This window comes from Echinicola soli, from assembly GCF_006575665.1.
In the GTDB taxonomy this organism is placed as follows: Bacteria; Bacteroidota; Bacteroidia; order Cytophagales; family Cyclobacteriaceae; genus Echinicola; species Echinicola soli.
In genome coordinates this window covers 2650762-2674465 of the sequence record NZ_CP041253.1, presented here as the reverse complement: position 1 = coordinate 2674465, position 23704 = coordinate 2650762, and the positions used below count along the sequence as shown (strand labels likewise).

The following is a 23704-nucleotide window of genomic DNA, read 5'->3' as shown; positions in this document are numbered from 1 at the left end:
GCTCCAAGAGTCCCATCATTGCTTCCCTGTCGCGACAGGGAAGCAATTTCTTTTTACAGGGAAGGTATAGTTATCTTAAAAAGTGTTCCCTCTCCTACCTTCGAGTCCAGTTCGATGGCTCCTTTCAGTTGTTCTACAGACTCCTTGACCATGTAAAGACCAATTCCAGAACCTACATTTTTTTGGGTGGCACGTTGAAACAATTCAAAAACGTCCGATTGATATTTTTCATCTATACCGATCCCATTATCCTGCACCTGAATAATGGCCTTTCCATCCTGTACATCCACCCAAATCCTAATGTACTTGTCAGGGTTATTTTCTTGTTGAAACTTATAGGCATTGCTAAATAGGTTATTGAAAATCACTCTCAATTTTGCCTCATCAGATTGGAATCGCTCTTCTTGATTAATAGTTGTCTCCACATCTATTTCTGTAAGGTCCCACTTATTTTCATAAGCTTCGTATTGCTGAGCCAAAAGTTCTTCGAAATTAATATTAGTGACCACATTATCGATCTTGGTGGAGCGATAAAAATCCAGCATTTTGTAAATAAAATCATCTAGCTTTACTGTTGCAGAATCAATCATCTCAAAATACTCCAGGATTGTCCGATCATCACATTCCATTTTGGCCAATTTAGAGACCCCGGAAATGCTCATTAACGGCCCCCTAAGTTCATGCGAAAGGCTATAGACAAACTGGTTCATCTCGGAGTGCATTTTCTCCAGGCGAGTATTCTTTTCCTTCAATTCCTGACGGATAAAATAGATATCAGCCGCATTCTTTATGGCATTCTTGATCTGCTCAATATTCCACGGCTTATCAATGAACCTGTACACTTCGCCCTTGTTAATGGCGTCGATAACACTGGAAATATCAGAATAACCGGTAAGTAGGATACGAATAGGATCAGGCTTGAACTGGACCAGTTTTTCAAAAAACTCCACACCGGTCATTCCAGGCATTCGCTGATCAGCAATGACCACATGAACATCCTCATTCTGAGCAATCAACAGGCCTTCTTCAGCATTCAAGGCAGTAAAAATCTTAAAATCTCTTCTTAAGCTTGCTTTGAAAGAGTTAAGGTTATTATGCTCATCATCTAGATATAAAACATTTATCTTACTACTCATTACGTGCTGTTTTTTGATAAATTGGCAAGGTAATCACAAAGGAGGTTCCTTTTCCTTCTTCAGAGAACACCTCCAGTGCACCTTGGTGGTTTTCAATAATTTTATAAACAATGGACAATCCTAATCCTGTCCCTTTCCCAACTTGCTTAGTGGTGAAAAACGGTTCGAATATACGTTCCTTCACATGCTCAGGCATCCCCGGACCATTATCCTTGATTTCTATCCGCACCTTATTTCCTTCTACGACAGAAGTAGTGATTTCTACCAATGGATGGGTAATATTATCATGCTCTTGCAGCGCTTGAACAGCATTACTGATAATGTTCATAAATACCTGATTGATCTTTCCAGCCAGGCATTCCACCATAGGGATTTCTCCATAATGCTTGTCCACTCCCACGCGTCCCATTGTACTGTTCAGCAAAATCAAGGTACTGTTCAAGCCATCGTGCAAATCCACCTTCTTCACATCCTGCTCATCTACCCTGGAAAACAGCCTAAGCCCCTTTACAATTTCCACAGTCCGTTTGGCTCCTTCTTCCATCCCTTTTAGCAGCATGTCAATCTCCTCCACCAAATACGAAAACTCCAAATCCTCTTCCAGATCATGAAGGGATTTACGGGTTGTTTCCGAGAACTCTTCTTTTCCCTTTTGCCTGTACGCTTCCGTTATCTCCAACACATCCTGAAGGTCACGTTTTAGGGGTGAGATATTAGAGCTTACAAAATTAATGGGGTTATTGATTTCATGGGCTATACCCGCTGTAAGCTGCCCTAAGGACGCCATTTTCTCCTGATTAACCAATTGTGTTTGTGTATTTTGAAGATTTTTTAAAGTCAGTTCAAGTTCTTTGGTCCTTAATTTAACTTTTTCCTCCAAAATAACATTCTGTTCCCTCACTAACCTTTCATTTTCTTTTAATGCCTTCAGTTTTCCCTGCTGCTGTTGCTCCTTTTCTTTTTTGAGAATATTGATCCTATTGGCCAGTGCCAGTGAAAGTAAAATTGCCTCCAAGGCGGTCCCCACTAGCATCGGGAAGCTTGCCAAATCCTGGAGCAATTCGATCCCTAAATTTTTCAGTACAAAAATCACCACGCCTACCAGAAAAAACGACCACGCAATCAGGAAATAAAGTGCCGGTCGGTAACCACTTTTGGCAGCCATAATGGCTGAAAGAAAAAAGAACACGGCCACCAACATACCCGCGAGATCTGTCAGCCTATAACTCAACTCTACAAAGGAAAACACCCTTGTAAAAAGTACCAGCCCGTAAATCACACCGATGCCCAACAGTACCTTATCGAGTTTAGGAATGATACTTTTGGTCTTTAGGAAAATCCGGATAAAGGTCACTGCAAACACCCCCGACAAGGCTGAAAACAACACCGCGCTCACTTCGAAAAACCGAAAGTTATCACTAAATAAAAATAGTCTTGAATATCCAGCTAGGGATAATTGCGCCAACGATATAAAAAGGATATACAAACAATATACTAAATAAACGCCGTCACGAACTGAAAAATAAAGCACGAGATTATACAGAAACAACGCCAGCATAATCCCTATGTAAATATTTGCCAGCAACATCCTTCTGGTATCCATTCCTTCGAAAACACTTTCAGGGTATACTGATGTTTCGAAAGAAATCGGTTCCTGTGAGTATAACTTAAAAACAATGTCTCCTGTCTCAATATTTTCAACCCAAAAAGCAGGAGCCAAGTGGCCATTAAGTCCGTCTCCCATAAAAGCTGTCCCCTTCACGCCACTAGAGACATAGCTACCTGAAGTATCCTTAACAAACAGTTCTAAATACCTTATTGTAGGATTTTTAACTTCCAAGTAAAATGGCCCACTGGATTTCAACTCACTCACATCTACCTCCGCGCTGATATAGACCGTATCAGATTGCATTCCGAGGTTTAATACCTCAGTTCCGGAAAAATCCTTTTGTATTCTGGTTTCCTGTAAATCACCATTCTCCACATTCAGCAGCTCGTAATGTTCGATTTTGATATTACTTCTTTCGTCATTACCGACCTGATCTGTGCAACTGCACATCACAAGGGCAACAAGCAATAGGGGAAGAAAGCTCCTTCCAAAACTGATTTTTGAGAATTGTAATTCCATAACAACTTCAGGTCTCCAAATCATATAATATTGTAAAGTCTCCTTTAGGACTCGTTTCATTTGAAGAATGAACGGGATTATTTTTTAAATAAAAAATCTTATCTTTTTCTTCTTCCTTGGCATTGGGCAAGTCTTTCAGGTTTTTAATATCCAAAATAGTGGCGATCAATCCCTCTTTGGGATACAAGAAAGTACCACTGTCCCCTAGTCCTTCTATTATTCCAAACCCCAGTTTTTGGCAATTTTCCAATGTAAATGGCGAACAAAATCCCATAAGGCATTTTAATCTGAGCAAAGATGCCACTGCTACTCCTGCCCTAATCAGAAAAATGCTCCCGATCCCATAACCTGCAATCTCTTTTGAATTCCACACCCCACAGAGCTCAGCTACTTCCAAATCTCCAAACTGAGACATGTACTCCACGATACGTGTGTCTTTTTCGATGATAGCAGGCTCTAAAGGCAGGTTATAGTTTCCACTCTTTATTTGCACCCTGCCTCCACCAAACACCTTAGAGCCATCCTCTGACTCTACTACCAAGAGATACACGTTTGGGTTTTCGGCCCATGACCGATCTGCTGAGGTGACTTTGGTTACACCATAGGACTCCAGCAGGGAAAAATGCCCATCAATATATTTATTAGTAGTGGTAGTATCACAAATAGATCTGACTGCCCGTATCCTTACCCTCATTCTAACGACTAATTTATGGCGTCCAAATCTACATAAAACCTGTTTGAGGGGACATTCTGATCAAGAAGTATCATTCTAGCATAATGGGCTCCCATCGCTCCTCCCATGATTACAGAAGAAGCCAACTGAGGCCACGTAGTAATAGTTTTGCCAATTTCGCTCATACTATATTTTAATCTTTCGGATAATTGCTCAAAATGCAAAATTGCCAATAATATTTCCCTATAATTATCAGCTAATTTATCTGGTAATGTCGTTTCCTCACCAAATTTTTTCAGGTAACCATGAAAAATAGGTCGATCAGGATCCTGATCAAAGCGCTCTATATCCATCATCCCCCTGTCACTGGTATCCATTACAACGGGAATCCTCATTGCCTTGGCCATCAGTCTACTCTTTATCTTTATTGGCAGGCTATCGCATTCCTCCACCAGTAAGTCAATGCCTCCATCCCTTTCAAAAAAATCCTTTATATTCTCATCTGTGATCCCTTCATCATAAATGGTCACTTTGAGAAATGGATCTATTTCTGCTATTTCCCTGGCCACTACCCATACCTTTTTTACCCCCAAACTGTATAAACCCGTCCGTATTCTGTTCATATTGCTGAGTTCTAATGTGTCAAAATCAGCGATACGCAGCTCGCCAAAAGACCTCTCCATCGCTAAACTCAATGCCACACTCTGCCCAACGGAAAGCCCAATTACGCCTATCTTTTTGGTATAAAGATGCTGTTGTTCTTCATCCTTGATCTTATATCGGTTTCTGGATGTTCTGAGGTTTTCAAAATCATCTTGAGCTAAAATACGAATTAATTGCCTTCTCCAATGATAATAAACCCAGTTTCCATATCTTTCACGCTGATTTTCATTAAAAAACGCTGCTGTTTTCTCGTGCAATGCCTGTTTATCAAATTTCTGGGCAGGATGTGTTATTTTGATCAGCTCAGATACCTGTATATCCAGTTGGTCAATCTTTTCGATAGTCCCATCTTCCAGTAAACGAGCCAAGGTATCCCTTTGAGCTCCTTGAGCATCAGCGGGAATAATTAACGCTTGATAATTAAAATCAAGCTCTTTATTGTCCTGTAAAATCATTTAATTTGTTGGTGGTTCATTAGGTAATTAAAGCAAGTAAAGTTATATTATAGATCGCAGAAACAAATAAAAAATTGCATTTTTTATAGAATATAACCATTATTCATCTAAATAGAATTGTAAAAAAAGCGTTTGAATAAGTAAATTACATTTATATTTGTGTAATAATTCAATTAGATATTGGAACACTCAATCACCCTGAGCCACTCATGCCCCTACCAAAGTAATGCCTTAAATCGAATTCCCAATGAGTGAAGAAGCTAAAGATAAGATCCGAATCCTATATGTGGATGATGAAGTGAACAATCTCCAGGCCTTTAAAGCTACCTTCAGGAGAGAGTTCAAAATTCATTTGGCTGAATCTGCTGCTAAAGGCAGGGAAGTTTTAGCTGATAATGACATCGATATTATCATCACTGATCAGCGAATGCCAGAAGAAACAGGCGTAGAGTTCCTTGAATCCATCATCGACAAGCATTCCGAACCCATACGCATTCTTTTGACAGGCTATACAGATATTCAAGCAGTCATCGACGCTATCAATAAAGGTCAAGTCTACCACTACTTGACCAAGCCTTGGGAAGAGGAATACATCAAGACGGTCATCAAAAATGCTTATGAAGTTTACTCCTTAAGAAAGGAGAATAAGAAATTAACAGATGACCTTCTCAAGGCCAATGAACAACTTGAATTTCTCTTAAGACAGAAACTGTTATCCTAATAAAAACTACTAAAGGCAGCCTCTACCATCCAGCATCATTAGGCGAATTTTGCATCGAGTAAAAAGCTCTTTAATCGATCGTCCACTGATATTGTTGCGTAAACGCTAATACCTGGCAGCCAGCAGCAGTTGCAGTTCCTTATGAGTCATCTGAAACTTTCTCGCCAAATGGGCATTGGTGAGGCTTCCCCGATAAGTATACACGCCCTTCATAAACCACTTATAATTAAATATCATTTCTTCGGCCCCGCCTAAGTCTGCCATCTGTAGTAAAATAGGTGTAAAAATATTACTTAGGGACATAGAAGCAGTACCTGAAACCCTTGAGGCAATATTGGGAACGCAATAATGAATAATATCATACATGCTATAAACAGGATCATTATGAGTGGTCATTCGGGAAGTCTCAATGCAGCCTCCTTGGTCTATGCTCACATCAATCACCACACTCCCAGGCATCATTTCAGCTACCATTTCTTCTGATACGACGACCTTTGCCCGGCCTTTTTCTCCCCTAAGCGCTCCTATGACCACGTCTGCCTTTTTCAAGGCCTCTCCCAAGGTATAATTATCTATGGTAGAAGTGTAAACTTGTTGTCCCAGTAATTGTTTTATTCTTCTGAGCTTATACAGGTGATTATCAAAAATCTTGATGCTTGCACCAAGACCAAGACCGGTCCTCGCGGCATATTCAGCCACCGTCCCCGCACCAATGATGACTACATTGGTAGGAGGAACTCCCGTAATCCCTCCAAGGATCAGCCCCTTACCTCCTTTTTTCGCACTGCTGAGATACTCTGCGGCGATGAGCATCACTGAACTACCGGCGATCTCACTCATGGCGCGTACCACTGGCATCCCTCCTACTTTATCCTCAAGATGCTCAAAAGATACCGCAGTGATTTTTTTTCTATTGAGGGCATGGATATAATCCGCATTCTGTTTTCCTAGCTGAAGAGCGGAGATGAGGCAGCTCCCTGGTTTCATATAACCTATTTCTTCCTCTGTAGGCGGCTCCACTTTTAGGACAACTGCTGCTTCGAGGGCCTCTTTGGTGGAATAGACTACCTTGGCCCCGGCATCTGAATATGCTTTATCTGAAAACTTCGAGGGCTTCCCTGCCCCAGACTCTACCATGACCCGTTGGTTATTATTGACCAGCAAAGCCACTGCCTCTGGTGTCAGCACCACTCTTTTTTCTTGCAATTCCGCTTCTTTGGGAACTCCTATCAAAATCGAGTGGTCAGAAGTTCCTGTTTTTGCCAAGGATTCTTGCGGGTAGATTCCTGCCTCTTTACTTATCTCAGCCATTTTAGCCCCCATCTTAAAACTTTTTTATGCTCATCTCCCTACCATCATTTTCATTTACTGATATCCTGATCAGGTAAAATTCCTCCGGTAAATAGTCCGGGATATTTTCTGCCCATTCAAGCCAACAGTATTTTCCACTATAAATGTATTCATCCACTCCAATTTCCAACACCTCATCTTGTTCTTTTATCCGATAGAAATCACAATGATAGAAGGTCTCCCCCCCATCATTGTGATACTCATTGACGATAGAAAATGATGGGCTGCTCACAATATCACCCACGCCAAATTCCTTTGCGATGGCCTTGATTAATGTGGTCTTCCCGGCCCCCATCTCTCCTTGAAAGATCCAAACTGGCAAGTCCCTGCAGAAGGAGACCACCTCCTTTGCCGCTTTGGGCAAGTCCTCAATATCTCCACACGTGATTGTTTTCAATCTTTTTCTACTACTTTATTTTAGGTGATAAGTGCATGATCGGAACAATCATCTCTTCCAAAGAAACCCCTCCGTGCTGAAAAGTATCCCTGTAGTAATTTACATAATAGTTGTAATTGTTCGGATATGCAAAGAAATAATCTTCTACTGCAAAAACATAACTTGTGGAAACATTAAACCTCGGAAGCATGATATCTTCCGGTTTTCCGATCTCAAATACTTTTCCTGATTCGAAATTTAAGTTTTTACCTTGCTTGTACCTCAGATTGGTAGTGACCTTCCGGTCCCCGATGATTTTATAGGGCCGATTCACCTTCTTCGTCCCGTGATCTGTCGTCACGATCACTTCACACCCTGCCTCACTCACCTTTTTAAACAGTTCAAACAACGAACTATGCAAAAACCAGCTTTCGGTAATGGATCGATAGGCTGACTCATCGGGTGCCAATTCCCGTATCATCTTCATATCGGTCCTGGCATGGGACATCATATCCACAAAATTGTAGACCAAAACATTAAGGTCATTGTTCAATAGATTTGGAAACTGCTCCAGCACCGATTTGCCCTGATTGGCTTGAAGAATTTTGTGGTAGCTAAACTTACTCTGGAGATGGTTTTTCTTTAAATTTATGGCCAAAAAATCTGCTTCGTGGCTGTTTTTACTTTCATCGGTATCTTCATTTTCCCATAAATCAGGATGGAAACGAGCCATGTCCAATGGCATCATTCCACTAAACAACGCATTCCGTGCATAAGCGGTAGTTGTGGGCAAGATACTATAATAGGTATCTTCTGACTTGATATTAAAATAATCACTTAAGGCCGGCTCAATGATCTCCCATTGATCGAGGCGCAAGTTGTCAATCACCACAAAAAACAAGGGCTTATCTGATTCTTTCAATTGGGGAAAGACCTTCTCCTTCATCACGCGATGGGATAAAATCGGTTTGTCAGCATCCCCGTCATTAAGCCAATCCAGGTAATTGTCTTTTATAAACCGGGCAAAGTTAGCATTGGCCTCGGTCTTTTGCGTGTCCAGCACCTCCTGCATGCTTTTATTTTCGGTCTTATCAATTTCAAGTTCCCAATAGGTCAGCTTCTTATAAATGTCCGCCCATTCCTTGTGGTCGATCGCATCATTATAGGCCATGCTGATCTTGGAGAAATCCTGCTGGTAAGAAAGATTGGTCTTTTCGCTGATCAACTGCTTATTCTGCAAAATCTTTTTTACTGAAAGTAAAATTTGATTCGGATTGATCGGCTTGATGAGGTAATCGGCGATTTTACCACCGATAGCATCATCCATGATATGCTCTTCCTCACTCTTGGTTATCATCACCACAGGCGTCTGTGGCTTAAGGATCTTCACCTGCTGCAAGGTTTCCAATCCGGTCATACCCGGCATCATTTCATCCAAAAAAATCACATCAAAATTGGTGTTTTCCACCATTTCAATAGCATCTACACCACTGTTTACTGTGGTAATTTCATATCCTTTTTCCTCTAAAAACATGATGTGAGGTTTCAATAGGTCAATCTCATCATCTGCCCAGAGTATTTTAAATTTTTGCATCTTATCAGGTTTAAATCTTTTAAATTTATAATTACTTTTGAATTCTATCAACTAATTCCTAGGCAATTGAAAAGCCATAAAATACTTAACGATCCTGTTTACGGTTTCATCACCATCCCCAGTGAGCTGATTTTCACCATTATTGACCATCCTTTTTTTCAAAGGTTACGGAGGATCAAGCAACTTGGTTTGACCGATTTGGTTTATCCAGGAGCGCTGCATACCCGCTTTCACCACGCCATTGGTGCCATGCACCTCATGAGCATCACATTGGACAATCTCCGCAACAAAGGACATGAAATCAGCAACCAGGAATACGAAGCCGCATTGATTGCCATTTTACTCCATGATATTGGTCACGGGCCTTTTTCCCATGCGCTCGAATACACGTTACTCAAGGGTATCCCCCATGAGTCGCTTTCACTGATGTTCATGGAGTCTTTAAACAACCAATTAAACGGCCAATTGGATCTGGCTTTAAGAATTTTTAAGAATAAATACGAGCGAAAATTCTTTTACCAACTGGTTTCCAGTCAGTTGGACATTGACCGTCTAGATTACCTTCAGCGGGACTGCTTTTTTACAGGGGTGTCCGAGGGCACTATCGGTGCTGATCGGATCATCAAGATGATGAACATCAAGGATGATCAGATCGTAGTAGAAGAAAAAGGCTTGTATAGCATAGAAAATTTCCTCAGTGCCAGGCGCCTGATGTATTGGCAGGTGTACCTGCATAAAACAACAGTAAGTGCCGAAAAAATGCTCATTAACCTCATCACTAGGGCCAAAGACCTCCAACAAGCTGGAGTAAATGTGGATGGTTCTCACGCTTTCAGGCATTTGCTCCAAAACAATTATACCCTAAAAGACTTTCAACAATCATCGGATTTATTGGAGACTTTTGCTGATCTGGATGATTTTGATATTTGGGGTGCCATAAAATACTGGAAAAACCATGATGACTTTGTCCTTAGGAGTATCTCAGAAATGTTTTTGACCAGAAACCTGTTTAAAATCAACTTAAGCAACACACCAATTGAAGAAGAACAACTTGCACTCATGAAAAAGGAAGTCGCCAAGGGCCTAAGGATTTCCGATGAAGAAATCCCCTATTTTGTTTCTTCTGGATTTATCTCTAACAATGCCTACGTGGCCAAGGAAAAAGTCATGATCCTCACCAAAAAGGGTGAGGTAATCGATGTGGCCCAAGCAGCAGATCTCCCCAACATCAAAGCGATGAGCAAAATTGTGAAAAAGTACTATGCTTGTCGCGCTAAAAATTTAACTTTGCGGTAATATAATTTTAAACTCATGGAATTCACTGTCAGTCAGGTTGCAACGCTAATAAACGGTACAGTAGAAGGTGACGGTTCCCGAAAAGTCGAACGGATAGATAAAATCCAAGAAGGTAAAAAAGGAGGGATCAGTTTCTTATCCAATATGAAGTATGAGCCTCATATTTACAATACGGAAGCATCTGCAGTGATCGTATCCGAGGATTTTTCTCCATCTAAACCGCTCCGGCCCACGCTTATCAGGGTTAAGGATCCTTATTCAGGATTCACCATATTGCTGGAGGCTTATGCTCAACTTACCAAACACAACAAAACAGGTGTAGAAGAACCATCATTTATGGATAAATCCAGTAAAATGGAAGATGGGGGCTTTCGTGGAGCATTTAGTTATATTGGTAAAAACTGTAACATAGGAAAACAAGTCTGCATCCACACCCAAGCCTACATTGGAGACAATGTCAAAATCGGGGACAGGTCCATCATCCATCCCGGTGCCAAAATCTTCAATGACACCGTCATAGGGAATGATTGTGAAATCCACCCAAATGTAGTCATCGGCGCAGACGGTTTTGGATTTGCTCCTCAGGAAGACAAAAGCTACAAAAACATCCCTCAGCTCGGCAATGTCATCCTGGAAGACAATGTAAGTATAGGGGCTGGCAGTACCATTGACTGTGCCACCATGGGATCCACGATTATTAAGAAGGGAGTCAAGATAGACAATCTTGTTCAGATCGCTCATAATGTCATCATCGGAGAACATACGGTCATCGCCGCCCAATCCGGTATTTCGGGATCCACGGAAATTGGCAAAAACTGCATCATCGCAGGACAAGCAGGTATCGTGGGACATCTCAAAATAGCTGACAACACTATTATTGGTGCCAATACAGGTATCAGTAAGTCGATTTTACAATCCGGAAAAACGATTTTTGGATACATGGGCTTTGAAATGAAGGAATTCCTAAAGTCCTATTCTATTTTCAAAAAACTTCCATCTCTTCAGGACAGAGTAAAAGAACTGGAAAAAAAACAATAAATTTGTGGCAAAATAAGTGATGCCCAAAAATCATCTTTAATGAAAGTCAAACAGCATACTATTGGAAAACAGGTGACCATTTCGGGTGTAGGGCTACATACCGGAGTGGATGCCAACATGACATTTCTTCCTGCCCCACCAAACCATGGCTATAAGTTTCAACGTATAGATATGGAAGGGGCGCCTATCGTGGATGCCGATGTCGATAACGTGGTGGATGTATCCAGAGGGACAACTATCGAGCAAAGTGGTGCGCGTGTCAACACGGTCGAACACGTACTGGCTGCACTGGTAGGATTAGAAATAGACAATGTGCTTATCCAGTTGGACGGACCTGAGCCTCCTATCATGGACGGTAGCTCTATCCAATTTATCAATATTCTCGAAGAAGCGGGACTGAAAGAGCAAAATGCCCTTCGGCGCTTCTTTGAAGTTCCTGAGAGCATCCATTACAGGGATTCCTCCAGGGAAGTAGAAATGGCCGCTTTACCGCTCGATGACTATAGGGTCACTGTTATGGTGGACTATAATTCTCCCGTACTGGGCAGCCAACACGCCTCTATTACAGACATAAGCCAATTCAAGTCTGAGATTGCTTCTTGCAGGACGTTCTGTTTCTTGCACGAACTAGAGATGCTCTATAACCAAAACCTCATCCAAGGAGGGGACCTTAATAATGCTATCGTGGTCGTAGACCGTGTGGTAACGGATGAAGAGCTGGATGGCTTGGCGAAAATGTTTAATAAACCAAAAGTAGAGGTACGTAAAGAAGGTATTCTGAACAACGTCGAACTTCGCTATAAAAACGAGCCAGCAAGGCATAAACTACTGGATGTAGTGGGAGACCTTGCATTGGTCGGACGTCCTCTGAAAGGACAAATTTTAGCGGCCAGACCGGGACATGCCGCCAATGTGGCCTTTGCCAAAAAGCTTAAGCGGGCAATGGAAAAAGTCGGGCCAAGCCATATTCCCCACTATGATCCAAAGCTACCGCCTGTATTGGACATTAATCAGATTGGGAACATACTTCCACACCGCTATCCTTTTCAGTTATTGGATAAAATCATCTATCTTGACGAAACGGTAGTGGCAGGTGTAAAGAATGTCACGATCAATGAGCCGTTTTTTATGGGGCATTTTCCAAACAATCCTGTAATGCCAGGAGTATTACAAGTAGAAGCCATGGCTCAGACTGGCGGAATTCTTGTACTCAGTACCGTGGATGATCCGGAAAACTATTGGACGTATTTTCTGGGCATCGAAAGCTGTAAATTCAGAAAAATGGTCCTACCAGGAGACACGTTGGTTTTTAAATGTGAGTTACTGTCCCCTATCAGAAGAGGGATTGCCAAAATGAAAGGTGAAGCCTATGTGGGCAACACATTGGTTTGCGAAGCCGTTATGACTGCCAGTATAGTAAGAAAAGAAGCATGATAAGTAAGCTATCACAAATACATGAAAAAACCCAAATTGGCGAAGATGTCACCATCGACCCTTTTTCGGTCATTCATGAAAACGTAGAAATAGGAAAAGGTTCCTGGATAGGTTCAAATGTAACCATCTACCCCGGAACTAAAATTGGTGAAAATTGCAAAATATTCCCAGGGGCAGTCATTGCAGGGGTACCCCAGGACCTTAAATTCCAAGGAGAAACTTCTACGGTAGAGATCGGGAACAACACGACCATCAGAGAATGCGTAACAATTAGCCGTGGCACTATTGACAAAAGAATCACCAAGGTAGGCAGTAATTGCCTGCTGATGGCCTATGTCCACATTGCCCATGACTGTATCGTTGGGGACAATGTCATCATTGCCAATGCAGTGCAGGTGGCAGGGCATGTTGCCATTGATGATTGGGCCATCATCGGCGGAAGCAGTGCGATTCACCAATTTGTGAAAATCGGCATGCACGCGATGGTTTCCGGCGGGTCGCTTGTCAGAAAGGATGTCCCCCCATTTACTAAAGCTGCTCGAGAACCATTAAGCTATGCAGGTGTAAACTCCCTTGGATTAAGGCGAAGAGGTTTCACCAGTGAATCGATCAGTCATATCCAAGAAGTCTATCGTTACCTGTTCCTCAACAGTCTCAATAACAGCCGGGCACTTGAAGAAATAGAAGTCAATCTCCCCGCTACCAAAGAAAGGGACGAAATCGTCAACTTCATCAGGTCCTCTGAAAGAGGAGTGATGAAAGGCTATATAAATTAATAAATGCTCGAAATAAGGTTAACCAATGCAGCAAAACGATTCCAGTATGACTGGATTTTTAGAAACCTTGACCTGCATGTAAAACCAACTGATAAAATCGCCATCACTGGCAGCAATGGTTCCGGCAAGTCCACTTTTCTGAAATGCCTTGCCGGAATCAATCCTTTTACCGAGGGAGGGATACTGTACACCCTCGGACAACAGCATATCGCTGATAGTGAAGTTTACCGGTACTTATCCATTTCCGCCCCCTACATGGAACTTCCGGAAGAGTTTTCACTACTTGAACTCCTGAGGTTCCATTTCAATTTCAAAACACCATACCAAGGTATGCGCCCAGAAGAAATGATCAAGGTCATGTACCTGGAGGATGCGGTCAATAAACAAATCTCCTATTTCTCTTCAGGCATGAAACAACGTCTAAAATTAGGCCTTTGTTTCTTTGCCAATGCTTCTTTGTTACTTTTGGATGAGCCTACCTCAAACCTCGATCGCAGGGGAAGTGAGTGGTACCGGGAACTGGTAAATTCATATGGAAAGGACCGCACCATTTTTGTCGCATCCAATGATCCTGCGGAATATGGATTCTGTTCCAAGAATCTCTCCATAGAAGATTATAAGCTAAAAAAGTAACGTGGATTTTTGATGAATCTGACTATATTTAGCCATATTCATACTATTCGAAAAAAAATTGCACTTATGACACGACGATTTTATTCTTCTTTTGCCCTTATTACTTTTATGGCATTTTTCTCTTGCGGCGGGGATGACAAGCCCACGCCTTCCAAGTCCAAGGAGCAAGTAGCTTCAGAAAAGTTGACCGGAGAAGGAGCGCAGGCCTGGGTAATTGGCGAAGATGGATTTGTCACACATAAAGGCTCAGATGAAACGGCTGACTTTGCCGATTTCGAAATTGTATTTTCTGCTACAGCAGGCAATAAAGCCTACACTTCTTCAAACAGCAATTTACTGTTTGACGAGAGTGGCAGCTGGTTCTTTGAAGGTACCAATTTTGACAAGCTCTCCCTTAGCGGCAACCAACCGGCAGCAGGACAGGAAATTGCTTTTTCCGGACAGGGCAATACGCTTCGGCTGGAATTTAATGTTCCTGCCCCGGCAAACGGCAGGGTAAACGCTTTGGCCGGTGATTACGTATTTATGCTTGAAAAAAAATAGCAGCCCCTATGAAAAAATGGTTAATACTGGTCGTCGCCTTTTGGGGCTCCACACTTGGCTGCTTTGCCCAGTCTCAAAATAGCATCAAACTGGTAAATGCAGTGCAAGAATTTACCCAGCTGATGATCCATCCGGATGAGGCCCAGCTAAAGAAAATCACGCATAAAAAACTATCATACGGGCATTCCAGTGGTCGTCAAGAGGACCAAAACACCTTCATTTCCTCATTGATGACCGGGAAATCAGACTTTGTAACCATTAATCTAAATGAGCAATCTTATGATGTCGTCGATGATATTGGCATCGCCAGACATATATTGGTCGCCGAAACCAACGACAATGGGGTGCCGGGAAATGTCAAAATTGGTGTACTTATGATCTGGCGTGACACTGGTGAATCATGGAAACTACTGGCCAGACAGGCCTATAAAGTCCCGCAGTAGAAGCCCTGATTAAAAACCGGAAAACCATCTCCCCATTATTTCAAGGTAACCAATGTAACCCCTGCGCCACCTCGATCAGCATGTTCGTCTTCATATTTGCCCACAGCAGGCATGGATCGAAGTAAGTTTCGGGTAATCTCCCTCAGGATTCCATCGCCTTTGCCGTGAACAATCCGTAAATCTTTTACGCCAAGCATATGGCCTTCATCCACAAAATTCTGAACAATTGGCAAAACTTCCTCTCCCCTTTTGCCCCTTAGGTCCAAATTTGGGGAAAAGTCACGCATCTTAGAAGTAGTATCAAAAGTAGACCTTGCTGCGATCGTCTTCTTCTCCTTCTTCATGGCCGTCCTGGATACTTTTTCCAGTCTGCTGAGCTTGACATTGGATTTCAGATCACCAATGCTGATTTCCACATCCTTATTTCGGATAGCCAAGACTTCAGCTATGGCCCCGTTATCCTTTAACCGCACATAATCTCCTACCTCTATGGCTCCGCCCACCACTTTTATTTCCTCCGTCGCTTTTGCCTTGATGGACTTATCTGGCTTGATGGTCGCCTTATGCTGTTCTAGGTCTTTACGCAGCTTTTTAGTAGCCTCTTTTTCAGCTTTGTTTTCCTTGATGGAGCGAATGGTTTCCTCTATCTTTTGATTGGCACCGTCCAGGATCGCTTTTGCCTCTAGCTTTGCTTGCTGGATCAGCTGCTTTTTATTGTTATCGACGGTTTCCTTTAGCTCATTGTATTCCTTGAGCCGCTGCGTCAGGAGCCTTTCCTTACGCTGTGATTCCAGTACCAATTGCTCGTATTTATTTTTCTCAGATTCAAGCTTGTTGAGCAATTTATCATATCGAACCCGTTCATCACCGATCTGTGCCTTGGCATAGCTGATGATATCTTTCTGAATCCCAATCTTAGTGGCTATTTCCAGTGCAAAAGAACTCCCCGGCTTCCCAATATCCAACTGGTAGAGCGGTTCTAATTTATCGATATCAAAGCGCATGGCACCATTGGTCATCCCTTGGTTTTTCGCTGCGATTTGTTTCAGGTTACCATAGTGCGTCGTCACGATCCCGTAAGCACCCGATTTATTCAGGGCCAATAAAATGGATTCCGCTATCGCTCCGCCAAACTGCGGCTCTGTACCTGTACCAAATTCATCAATAAAAAAAATGGTTTTCTTATCAGCAAACTGCGTAAAATACTTCATGCTCATCAAGTGGGAGCTGTACGTACTCAGGTCATTTTCAATATTCTGCTCATCCCCAATATCTATAAATAAATGATGGAAAACGGTACACTTTGAATGCGGATCCATCGGCACCAACAGACCACACTGGAGCATGTACTGCACCAATGACACCGTTTTTAAGGTAACGGATTTACCTCCCGCATTGGGCCCTGAAATCACCAGCAAGCGACTGTTATGATCCAAGTGAATATTCAGGGGAACAATTGGCCTGCTCTGCTGCTTCAACGCATGTTCCAGAACCGGATGACGGGCATTGTACCATTCGATGATTTTCTCTTTCTGAAGAGTCGGTTTGCTGGCATCCATCTTGAGTGCCAATCGTGCTTTGGCCCGGATAAAATCCACCATGCCCAAAAATTTATAAGCACTCCTTAGTTCAGGGATAAATGGTCTCAAGGTATCCGTGAGCTGCATCAGGATCTTCTGCACCTCACGGCGCTCCATGTACTCCAGTTCTTTAAGCTCATTATTTATGTCCAACACCTCTGCGGGCTCCAGAAAAACCGTCTGGCCAGTAGCCGATTCATCATGGACAAAGCCTTTGATTTTCCGTTTGTTCTCAGCCAAAACAGGCATCACCATACGTCCTCCACGAATGGTAATGGAAGCATCATCAGGTGTCAATCCTTTTGCTTTAGCTTCCCTAAAAATCCTATCCAAGACTTTTCTTAAGCGATTTTCTTCATAAATGATCTGTCCACGGATCAGGCCGAGTTCCTTAGTGGCATTATCCTTTATTTTGCCCTTATCGTTCAGCACTCGCTCGATTGCCCGAAGCAGGGTGTTATCGAGCGCCACCATTCCGATCAACTGAAACAATTGGGGGTACTCTTCTTCATTTTTGCTAAAAAAATCGACGCACTCTTTGAGGGTAATCAGGGAAAGCTTGATCTCGTGAAAATCATCCTCATACAAAAACGTACCCTCGATTTTTGCCTTTTCCAGATAGGGATATATATTCAAATAATTGGATGAAGGGAAAAGCTCCCCAGAGATCAATATCTGGCGAAATTCTTCCGTTTGGTCCAACAGCTTGTTTAGCAGAACAATATCACTGGAAAAGCCCACTTTCTCCACCATGGCTATCCCCAGCGCACTGCTACACTCTTCCCTTATCCACTCTTTTATTTTATCGAAATTAATCTTGGCTTCAAGATTATCCGGATATTGCATACGTTAGAATTGGTTATTCGCTAATAGTTATTCGTTAATTTGGCCGTAAAAGACAACAGTGGGGCATATCCACCCATTACTCCTTAGAGAATACTGGTCACTGAACCCCGATTACCGGCAACTGAACACTGGCACCATTCACCTCATTTGTCATCTTCCTGTCCGATTTTCTCCTTCACATTCAATGAATCAATCACGCGGCTGTACAGTTCCTTCATCTTTTCGGTATCCCTCAGATAATACTCCAGGCTCTTTGTGTAAGTTGTGTCGACCACTTGATGTTTTTCGAAAACACGGCTTTCAAAAAGCGGGTACAATTTTTTGGAGGAGTCATAGGAAACAGGCAATGAACTGGCCATGCCTTCAGCCATGTGGATATCGACCATTATTCCCACCATCTCATCCTCAGACAGCAGGTATTTGGGAGCCTTGTCATCATCACATGAAATGACCCCAACCACGAAAACGAAGAAGAATATTGCCTTTTTCACAATTCAAAATTAGCCATTTCCGTTGAAATTTAGGTAATATGTTAGCCATTACTCGTTTTATTATTCAAAGGAGTCCATTAAATTTAGGCCTTCGGAATAAAACCGCCCATGAATCAACTACTGAAAAAACTCAGGAAATACGAAATAATGATCCGGAAAGTGGCCAACAACCACCTTCAAGGGGATTATCAATCCATCTTTAAAGGTGCTGGCCTGGAATTTGATGACCTGAGGCCATATCAGTATGGTGATGATGTCCGCACGATCGAGTGGAAAGTATCCGCCAAAGGCCATGGGGCTTTCGTAAAAACTTTCCGAGAAGATAAGGACCAGTCAGTTTATTTCCTTCTGGATATTTCCGGATCCCAGGACATTGGTGATGAGCGTCGAAAGAAAATCGATTTGGGAAAAGAAATCGCCGGAGTACTTACCCTAGCTGCCATTCACGAGGGCAGTCAAGTAGGGCTCATTTCCTTTTCTGACCAAAAAGAAAAGATAATCCTTCCCGGCAAAGGCCCCCGGCAAGGGGTAAAAGTGATCAGAGGAATCTTTAACCATGAAAACAAATCACTGAAAACAGATCTCAATGAAATGTTTTCCTTTGCACTCAACCTTATCAAAAAGCGGAGCATTATCATCATCATCTCGGATTTTATCGATGAAAATTACCAGCGGTCACTAAAAGCCATGGGCGAAAAGCACGATGTTGTGGCCATTCAGGTGACCGATCCCCGTGAGTCGGCATTGCCTGCCCTGGGCATCATCCCGGTGTTTGACAAGGAAGAGGGCAAGACCACCTGGGTAAACACTGCATTTGGCAGCTTTTCACGTAAAATTGCCGAAACATTCTCTGAAGAAAGAAACACATTAAAAGAACTATGCAAGAAAAACCAAATCAATTATCTTCCAATAGACACCCGTGAGGACATCGTCCTTCCTCTAATAGAATTGTTTAGGTATAGAAATAAATCCATGAAACGTGGGTAAAATCAACGTATTTATCTTAAGTTATTTGTTTGCAGTCCTCAGCCTTTCCCTCCCAGTCCAGGGACGGGCGCAAGGTCAGCCCCAAGGTCTCAAAGTGGAAGGGTATTTTATGCAGGATTCCGCCAAATTGGGCGAGCGTATCGGCTATGTGCTAAAGGCCGAGTATCCTTCCGAAATGAACATCGTATTTCCTGACTCCGCTTTTCAGTACAGGGACTTTTCCTTTCTGGGAAAACAGACCTTTACCTCCTACACTCCTGACAGTATCACCCAGGACAGTGCCATTTACTTCCTTTCCAATTTCTCGCTGGATTCTGTAAAAACCTATGCCCTCCCGGTCTTTGAAATCCTCAAATATGACAGCATTGTTCATTATGCCTCCCAAGATGAACTGATTCTCCAGCTTACAATTGATCCGCTACCGGAGGAATTGACCTTTAAGGACAACGATAAGTACATGCCGATCGATAAGGAATTCAACTATCCCTATTTGCTGATTTTCTTGGGAATTGTCTTGGTGATTGGCTTGGCCGTTTTACTGTTGTTTGGTAAAAAAATCCAGCATCGATGGGCAGCAGGACGCCTGAAAAAACGCCACAGCATCTTCCTCAAAAAATGGGATACTACCATCCAGTCCCTTCAATCCGCCCCTTCGCTACAAACGGCCGAAGACACCCTTTGGCTATGGAGGGATTATATGGAACAGCTCAGTGGAAAACCTTATAAGGAATGGACAGCTACAGAAATTGCCGAACACTTGGATCAGCCGGAACTGGTAGCGGATTTCAGAAAGATCGAAATCATCATCTATGCCAACAGACCGGCTGAGGACATCCTGGCTACGGCCGATAAGCTAAAAGCTGTCTGTGTAAACATGTACAATCAAAAAGTAAAAGAAATCCATGAACGCAAATAGTATTATTGAATGGTTTTCATGGAGTTGGTTTTTACCGGAAACCTTCCGCTCATACGAATGGGAAAACCCATGGGTAATGCACCTGTTGTGGATTGTACCGTTGATTTTGCTGATCAGAAAGTTTACCAAATTCATTAAAAACCCTTCCCTGGAGCTCTCACTGCCGGGAAGGGTATCCAGCAGCAATCCATGGACTTATTTACGGTTGGTGCCCACCCTGTTCTTTATGCTGGCCCTCGCCATGGTGATCATCGCCCTGGCGCGTCCCCAGCGTTCCAATGAAAAAGTAGAGCAATCTACAGAAGGCATCGACATCATGCTGGTGATGGATATTTCCGAATCCATGGACCTACAAGACTTCGAACCCAACAGGCTAGAAGCCGCCAAATCCACCGCCATCGACTTTATAAACGGTCGCTTTGGCGACAGAATAGGCATGGTGATCTTTGCCGGAGAGGCATTTTCACTGGCACCACTGACCACTGATTATGAATTGCTCACTGACCTTATTGATGATATTTCCTTTGATATGATGGATGCCAAAGGCACGGCAATTGGCAGCGCTGTGGCCACGGCTACTAACCGCATGCGGGAATCAGACTCCAAATCCAAGGTAATGGTCCTCCTCAGCGATGGGGATAATAATGCCGGAAATGTGGATCCAGTGTTTGCAGCAGAATTGGCTGAAGCGATGGACATCAAAATCTACACCATCGCTGTTGGCAAAGACGGCATGGTTCCTTATGGCACGGATTTCTTCGGAAGGCCACAAATGGTCGAATCTTATCTGAATGAGACCACCTTAAGAGACCTGGCCCGAATCGGGAAAGGCCAGTTTTTCAGGGCTTCTGACGACAAGGCCCTCGAGAATATATTCGAGCAGATTGACCAACTGGAAAAAGCCGAAATCCTCGAATCCCGCTACAAGGAAACCCAGGATTATTACAGGCCTTATTTGTTTTTAGGCATATTCTTTTTCTTCATCTGGCTAGGACTGAAAAGTACCTTTGTCAATAATTTCCTATTGGATTAGGGGGAGATTGAAAGATAGTAGAATGGAATGATAGGAAGAGCTTGTAAACAATCCCAGATATCAGTTCTTCCTTGGTGCTTTAAAAGGGTCCAAGCTCCGTCAATATCAGTTTGTTAGTACAAACCAAATCCTCATCGATTAGATTCTCCAATGGCCTATTACCTCCTTCTTATAAAATAATCGATCCAAACGGAGCTGTCCACTAACACCATATACCTATCCATCTTTTCTCTTTCTTAACAAATCCATATCGACAGTATTTATGCCTGGTCACGAACTTTTCACTAAAAAGGTTCCTATGTCTTCAGACTTTTACCATGTCTTGCTCAGCGCATACCAAAGCAATCGAACGCCAAAAACCACCAGTATCACACCTACCGTTTTGTTCATATACATCATTAGCTTGGGTGTGATGAATTTGCTCAGTCTTTTGGCAATATAAACTTTGAGCAAATCAGTGCTAAACACCGTCAGCAGCATGCCCAAATAAAACCCAAAAATATCGCCTGCTGCATAACGCTTTTTCAGGTGTACCATCCCGGCGATGGAAATCCAAAAAAGCAGCACAAAAGGATTCACTCCGTTCAAACTTAATCCTTTAAAAAAACCTCTTCTGCGACTGGGAGGAGTCTTATGGGGCAATCCCCCTGAATTTGGCCTGGAGACCGCCTTTTTAAAAAGACTGGCCAATCCAAAGCTTATCATGATCGCCCCGCCCACATACCCGAGCCCTGCCTTGAATGCTGGATTATTGGTCAAATAGCTTACGCCAAAATAGGAAATCGCCACATAGACCGTATCGCTCAGTAAAATCCCCATGGCCATAAACATCGAGTTCCTAAAACCATGCTCGATGCTATTCTGTATCAGTGCAAAAAAAACAGGACCGATGATCAAACTCAACACCAGCCCCATCCCGATTCCTTCTACCAGTGAAAATCCCATCTTACTACCGTTTCTCCAAAAATTCCAGCCAAGCTTCCATTCGTGGCCCTTTTAGCACCCTTGGGAACTTGTGTTGTCCCCCCTCTTTGCCTTGTTCCCGCATCCAGTCATAAAATACCGAAACGGGAAGGACATCCAGCCGAACTTCCTTCAGTGCGTGCTTTCGCTCAGTCACATAATCATCGTTAAGTACTTTCAGATTATGGTCAATGACCCTGCAAAGCTCATCTTGGTTCACCTGATCATCTGTGCCAATATACCAATGATGCGCAAACAAGGTTCCGTGCGGCACTCCCAACACGGTAAATTCCCGGATATTGATATTCAGCTCGTCCTCGGCCATTTTTACGGCCTTGTTCATATTATCCACGGACAAATGCTCCCCGCAGAGGCTCAAAAAGTGCTTCGTCCTCCCTGTAATGACTATTTCACTTTCTTCTAACGAGACAAATCTGATCACATCACCTATCATATACCGCCAAGCACCGGCACAAGTAGATATCAAAATGGCATAATCCACCCCTTCTTCTACCTCATCGATTTTTAGGGGCATTACTCCGTTTCTCAAGTCACTGTTTTCATCAAAATAAAGCCCATTAAAAGGAACAAACTCATAAAAGATTCCATTGTTCAGCACCAGTCGCATGGAGCTACGATCCGGCAATGCCTGAAAGGCCAAAAATCCCTCACTTGCTAAGTAAGTCTCCAGGTAAATCAATGGCTTGGCTAACAGTTTTTCGAAACCTTTTTTATATGGCTCAAAAGACACTCCTCCGTGAACAAAAATCGTCAGGTTTGGCCAAATATCATGTATGGTATCCACCTGGTACCTATCAATGATCTTCTCAATCAAAATCTGTAGCCAGGCAGGAACGCCTACGATGATCCCAATATCCCATTTCGGAGCATTTTCCACAATCTTCTCCAGTTTTTCTCCCCAGTTTTTGTTGCGTGCGATCTCTTGGCCTGGCTTATAAAAACGCTGAAACCAAATGGGCAGGTTTCCGGCCGTAATTCCACTGAGATCACCCGCAAAATAGGTTCCGTTAAATTCCAGATCGGTACTTCCGCCAAGCATCAGGATGCCTTTGTTAAACAACTTGGAGGGCAAATCGTACTTCGAAAGGGTCAGGATTTGCCTCACGCCTGTTCTCCTGATGGCCTTGACCATCTCCCTGGTTATGGGAATGTACTTGGAGGCACTTCCCGATGTCCCTGAACTCAGTGCAAAATACTTGATGGATTTGGGCCAGGTTACGTTTTTTTCTCCATCTTGAAGCTTGTACCACCATTCTTCATATATCTTGTCGTAATCATAAATGGGAACCCTCTCTGAAAATGCCCTATAAAAATCATCCCCTGCGTTTGGAAACTGTGAAAGTATGGTCTTGAAACCATATTTTTCAGCCATTTGGGTTTTGCTGGCCGTGATGAGCAGCTTCTTCAATTCCTGCTTTTGCAGCTCCAGGGGTGAGCTGTATTCCTGCTCAAGGGATTCCCGTAGCCTGATCCCCCTTTTTAGCAATGTGCCTAGTATAGCCATATTTTACGCTTCAATATCTCGATGTTCTATTTCCTGTTGTGATTTTACTGTATTTCAAACACTTACCACGATCGACTCCTCCGTTTATTTGCAAATTTCAGCTG

The 23704-nt window shown here is 42.9% G+C and carries 22 protein-coding genes; 11 read left to right on the top strand and 11 right to left on the bottom strand.

Features of this window, described 5'->3' with window-relative positions; genetic code table 11:
- Positions 1-53 precede the first annotated feature (53 nt).
- From FKX85_RS10705 to FKX85_RS10690, 4 genes are read right to left on the bottom strand one after another with little or no spacing between them, the layout of a single operon-like run.
- Positions 54-1136: a hybrid sensor histidine kinase/response regulator gene (locus FKX85_RS10705; RefSeq protein WP_141614724.1), complete on the bottom strand. Its 1083-nt coding sequence runs from the start codon at positions 1134-1136 to the stop codon at positions 54-56.
- Complete coding sequence (locus tag FKX85_RS10700) at positions 1129-3264, bottom strand: 7TM diverse intracellular signaling domain-containing protein (RefSeq protein ID WP_229239826.1); 2136 nt, start codon at positions 3262-3264, stop codon at positions 1129-1131. The genes FKX85_RS10705 and FKX85_RS10700 overlap by 8 nt, the downstream gene beginning before the upstream one ends.
- A gap of 7 nt (positions 3265-3271) precedes the next feature.
- Entirely contained in the window at positions 3272-3958 is a 687-nt protein-coding gene (locus tag FKX85_RS10695; protein WP_141614722.1) for a hypothetical protein, read from the bottom strand.
- A gap of 8 nt (positions 3959-3966) precedes the next feature.
- The gene (locus tag FKX85_RS10690) at positions 3967-5055 is read right to left on the bottom strand and encodes a ThiF family adenylyltransferase (protein WP_141614721.1); all 1089 of its coding nucleotides are present in this window, start codon (positions 5053-5055) and stop codon (positions 3967-3969) included.
- 247 nt (positions 5056-5302) lie between these two features.
- Here FKX85_RS10690 and FKX85_RS10685 point away from each other — a divergent pair, with 247 nt between their 5' ends.
- Complete coding sequence (locus FKX85_RS10685; RefSeq protein ID WP_141614720.1) at positions 5303-5776, top strand: response regulator; 474 nt, start codon at positions 5303-5305, stop codon at positions 5774-5776.
- Positions 5777-5881: 105 nt separating this feature from the next.
- On the opposite strand, the gene FKX85_RS10680 is transcribed toward FKX85_RS10685, so the two are convergent.
- The 3 genes from FKX85_RS10680 to porX are packed head-to-tail and all read right to left on the bottom strand — an operon-like array spanning position 5882 to position 9096.
- Positions 5882-7099 carry an alanine dehydrogenase gene (locus FKX85_RS10680; protein ID WP_141614719.1) on the bottom strand — a complete coding sequence of 406 codons (1218 nt, stop codon included), beginning with the start codon at positions 7097-7099 and terminating at the stop codon, positions 5882-5884.
- A 1-nt stretch (position 7100) separates the two neighbouring features.
- Entirely contained in the window at positions 7101-7523 is a 423-nt protein-coding gene (tsaE, locus tag FKX85_RS10675; RefSeq protein WP_141614718.1) for a tRNA (adenosine(37)-N6)-threonylcarbamoyltransferase complex ATPase subunit type 1 TsaE, read from the bottom strand.
- Positions 7524-7533: 10 nt separating this feature from the next.
- Complete coding sequence (porX, locus tag FKX85_RS10670; protein WP_141614717.1) at positions 7534-9096, bottom strand: T9SS response regulator signal transducer PorX; 1563 nt, start codon at positions 9094-9096, stop codon at positions 7534-7536.
- Positions 9097-9162: 66 nt separating this feature from the next.
- Between porX and FKX85_RS10665 the strand changes: the two genes are divergently transcribed.
- The 7 genes from FKX85_RS10665 (at position 9163) to FKX85_RS10635 (ending at position 15259) form a co-directional block, all read left to right on the top strand.
- Complete coding sequence (locus FKX85_RS10665; protein ID WP_141614716.1) at positions 9163-10392, top strand: HD domain-containing protein; 1230 nt, start codon at positions 9163-9165, stop codon at positions 10390-10392.
- Between the two features lie 15 nt (positions 10393-10407).
- Positions 10408-11430, top strand: a complete 1023-nt coding sequence (lpxD, locus tag FKX85_RS10660) for a UDP-3-O-(3-hydroxymyristoyl)glucosamine N-acyltransferase (RefSeq protein WP_141614715.1) — start codon at positions 10408-10410, stop codon at positions 11428-11430.
- Between the two features lie 39 nt (positions 11431-11469).
- A complete protein-coding gene (locus FKX85_RS10655; RefSeq protein ID WP_141614714.1) occupies positions 11470-12864 on the top strand; it encodes a bifunctional UDP-3-O-[3-hydroxymyristoyl] N-acetylglucosamine deacetylase/3-hydroxyacyl-ACP dehydratase in 1395 nt (464 codons plus the stop codon).
- Positions 12861-13640: an acyl-ACP--UDP-N-acetylglucosamine O-acyltransferase gene (gene lpxA, locus FKX85_RS10650; RefSeq protein ID WP_141614713.1), complete on the top strand. Its 780-nt coding sequence runs from the start codon at positions 12861-12863 to the stop codon at positions 13638-13640. Before FKX85_RS10655 ends, lpxA begins: the two co-directional genes overlap by 4 nt.
- A 3-nt stretch (positions 13641-13643) precedes the next feature.
- Positions 13644-14273, top strand: coding sequence for an ABC transporter ATP-binding protein (locus FKX85_RS10645; RefSeq protein ID WP_141614712.1), 630 nt, complete (start codon positions 13644-13646; stop codon positions 14271-14273).
- A gap of 66 nt (positions 14274-14339) precedes the next feature.
- Positions 14340-14816, top strand: coding sequence for a hypothetical protein (locus FKX85_RS10640; protein WP_141614711.1), 477 nt, complete (start codon positions 14340-14342; stop codon positions 14814-14816).
- An 8-nt stretch (positions 14817-14824) separates the two neighbouring features.
- Positions 14825-15259, top strand: coding sequence for a nuclear transport factor 2 family protein (locus tag FKX85_RS10635; RefSeq protein ID WP_141614710.1), 435 nt, complete (start codon positions 14825-14827; stop codon positions 15257-15259).
- A 35-nt stretch (positions 15260-15294) separates the two neighbouring features.
- Here FKX85_RS10635 and FKX85_RS10630 read toward each other — a convergent pair whose 3' ends face one another.
- Together FKX85_RS10630 and FKX85_RS10625 are read right to left on the bottom strand one after the other, a co-directional pair.
- The gene (locus FKX85_RS10630; RefSeq protein ID WP_141614709.1) at positions 15295-17685 is read right to left on the bottom strand and encodes an endonuclease MutS2; all 2391 of its coding nucleotides are present in this window, start codon (positions 17683-17685) and stop codon (positions 15295-15297) included.
- 143 nt (positions 17686-17828) lie between these two features.
- Positions 17829-18176, bottom strand: a complete 348-nt coding sequence (locus FKX85_RS10625) for a DUF4296 domain-containing protein (protein WP_141614708.1) — start codon at positions 18174-18176, stop codon at positions 17829-17831.
- 108 nt (positions 18177-18284) lie between these two features.
- On the opposite strand from FKX85_RS10625, the gene FKX85_RS10620 reads away from it, so the two are divergent.
- Genes FKX85_RS10620 through FKX85_RS10610 form a run of 3 tightly spaced genes read left to right on the top strand, consistent with a single transcriptional unit; the run spans position 18285 to position 21112 of the window.
- On the top strand, positions 18285-19163 hold the full coding sequence (locus tag FKX85_RS10620) for a DUF58 domain-containing protein (protein ID WP_141614707.1): 879 nt from the start codon (positions 18285-18287) through the stop codon (positions 19161-19163).
- Entirely contained in the window at positions 19156-20079 is a 924-nt protein-coding gene (locus FKX85_RS10615; protein ID WP_141614706.1) for a hypothetical protein, read from the top strand. Before FKX85_RS10620 ends, FKX85_RS10615 begins: the two co-directional genes overlap by 8 nt.
- Positions 20066-21112: a vWA domain-containing protein gene (locus FKX85_RS10610; RefSeq protein WP_141614705.1), complete on the top strand. Its 1047-nt coding sequence runs from the start codon at positions 20066-20068 to the stop codon at positions 21110-21112. Before FKX85_RS10615 ends, FKX85_RS10610 begins: the two co-directional genes overlap by 14 nt.
- A gap of 312 nt (positions 21113-21424) precedes the next feature.
- On the opposite strand, the gene FKX85_RS10605 is transcribed toward FKX85_RS10610, so the two are convergent.
- Complete coding sequence (locus tag FKX85_RS10605; RefSeq protein WP_141614704.1) at positions 21425-22057, bottom strand: LysE family translocator; 633 nt, start codon at positions 22055-22057, stop codon at positions 21425-21427.
- A 4-nt stretch (positions 22058-22061) separates the two neighbouring features.
- Positions 22062-23600, bottom strand: coding sequence for a GH3 family domain-containing protein (locus FKX85_RS10600; protein WP_141614703.1), 1539 nt, complete (start codon positions 23598-23600; stop codon positions 22062-22064).
- Positions 23601-23704 lie beyond the last annotated feature (104 nt).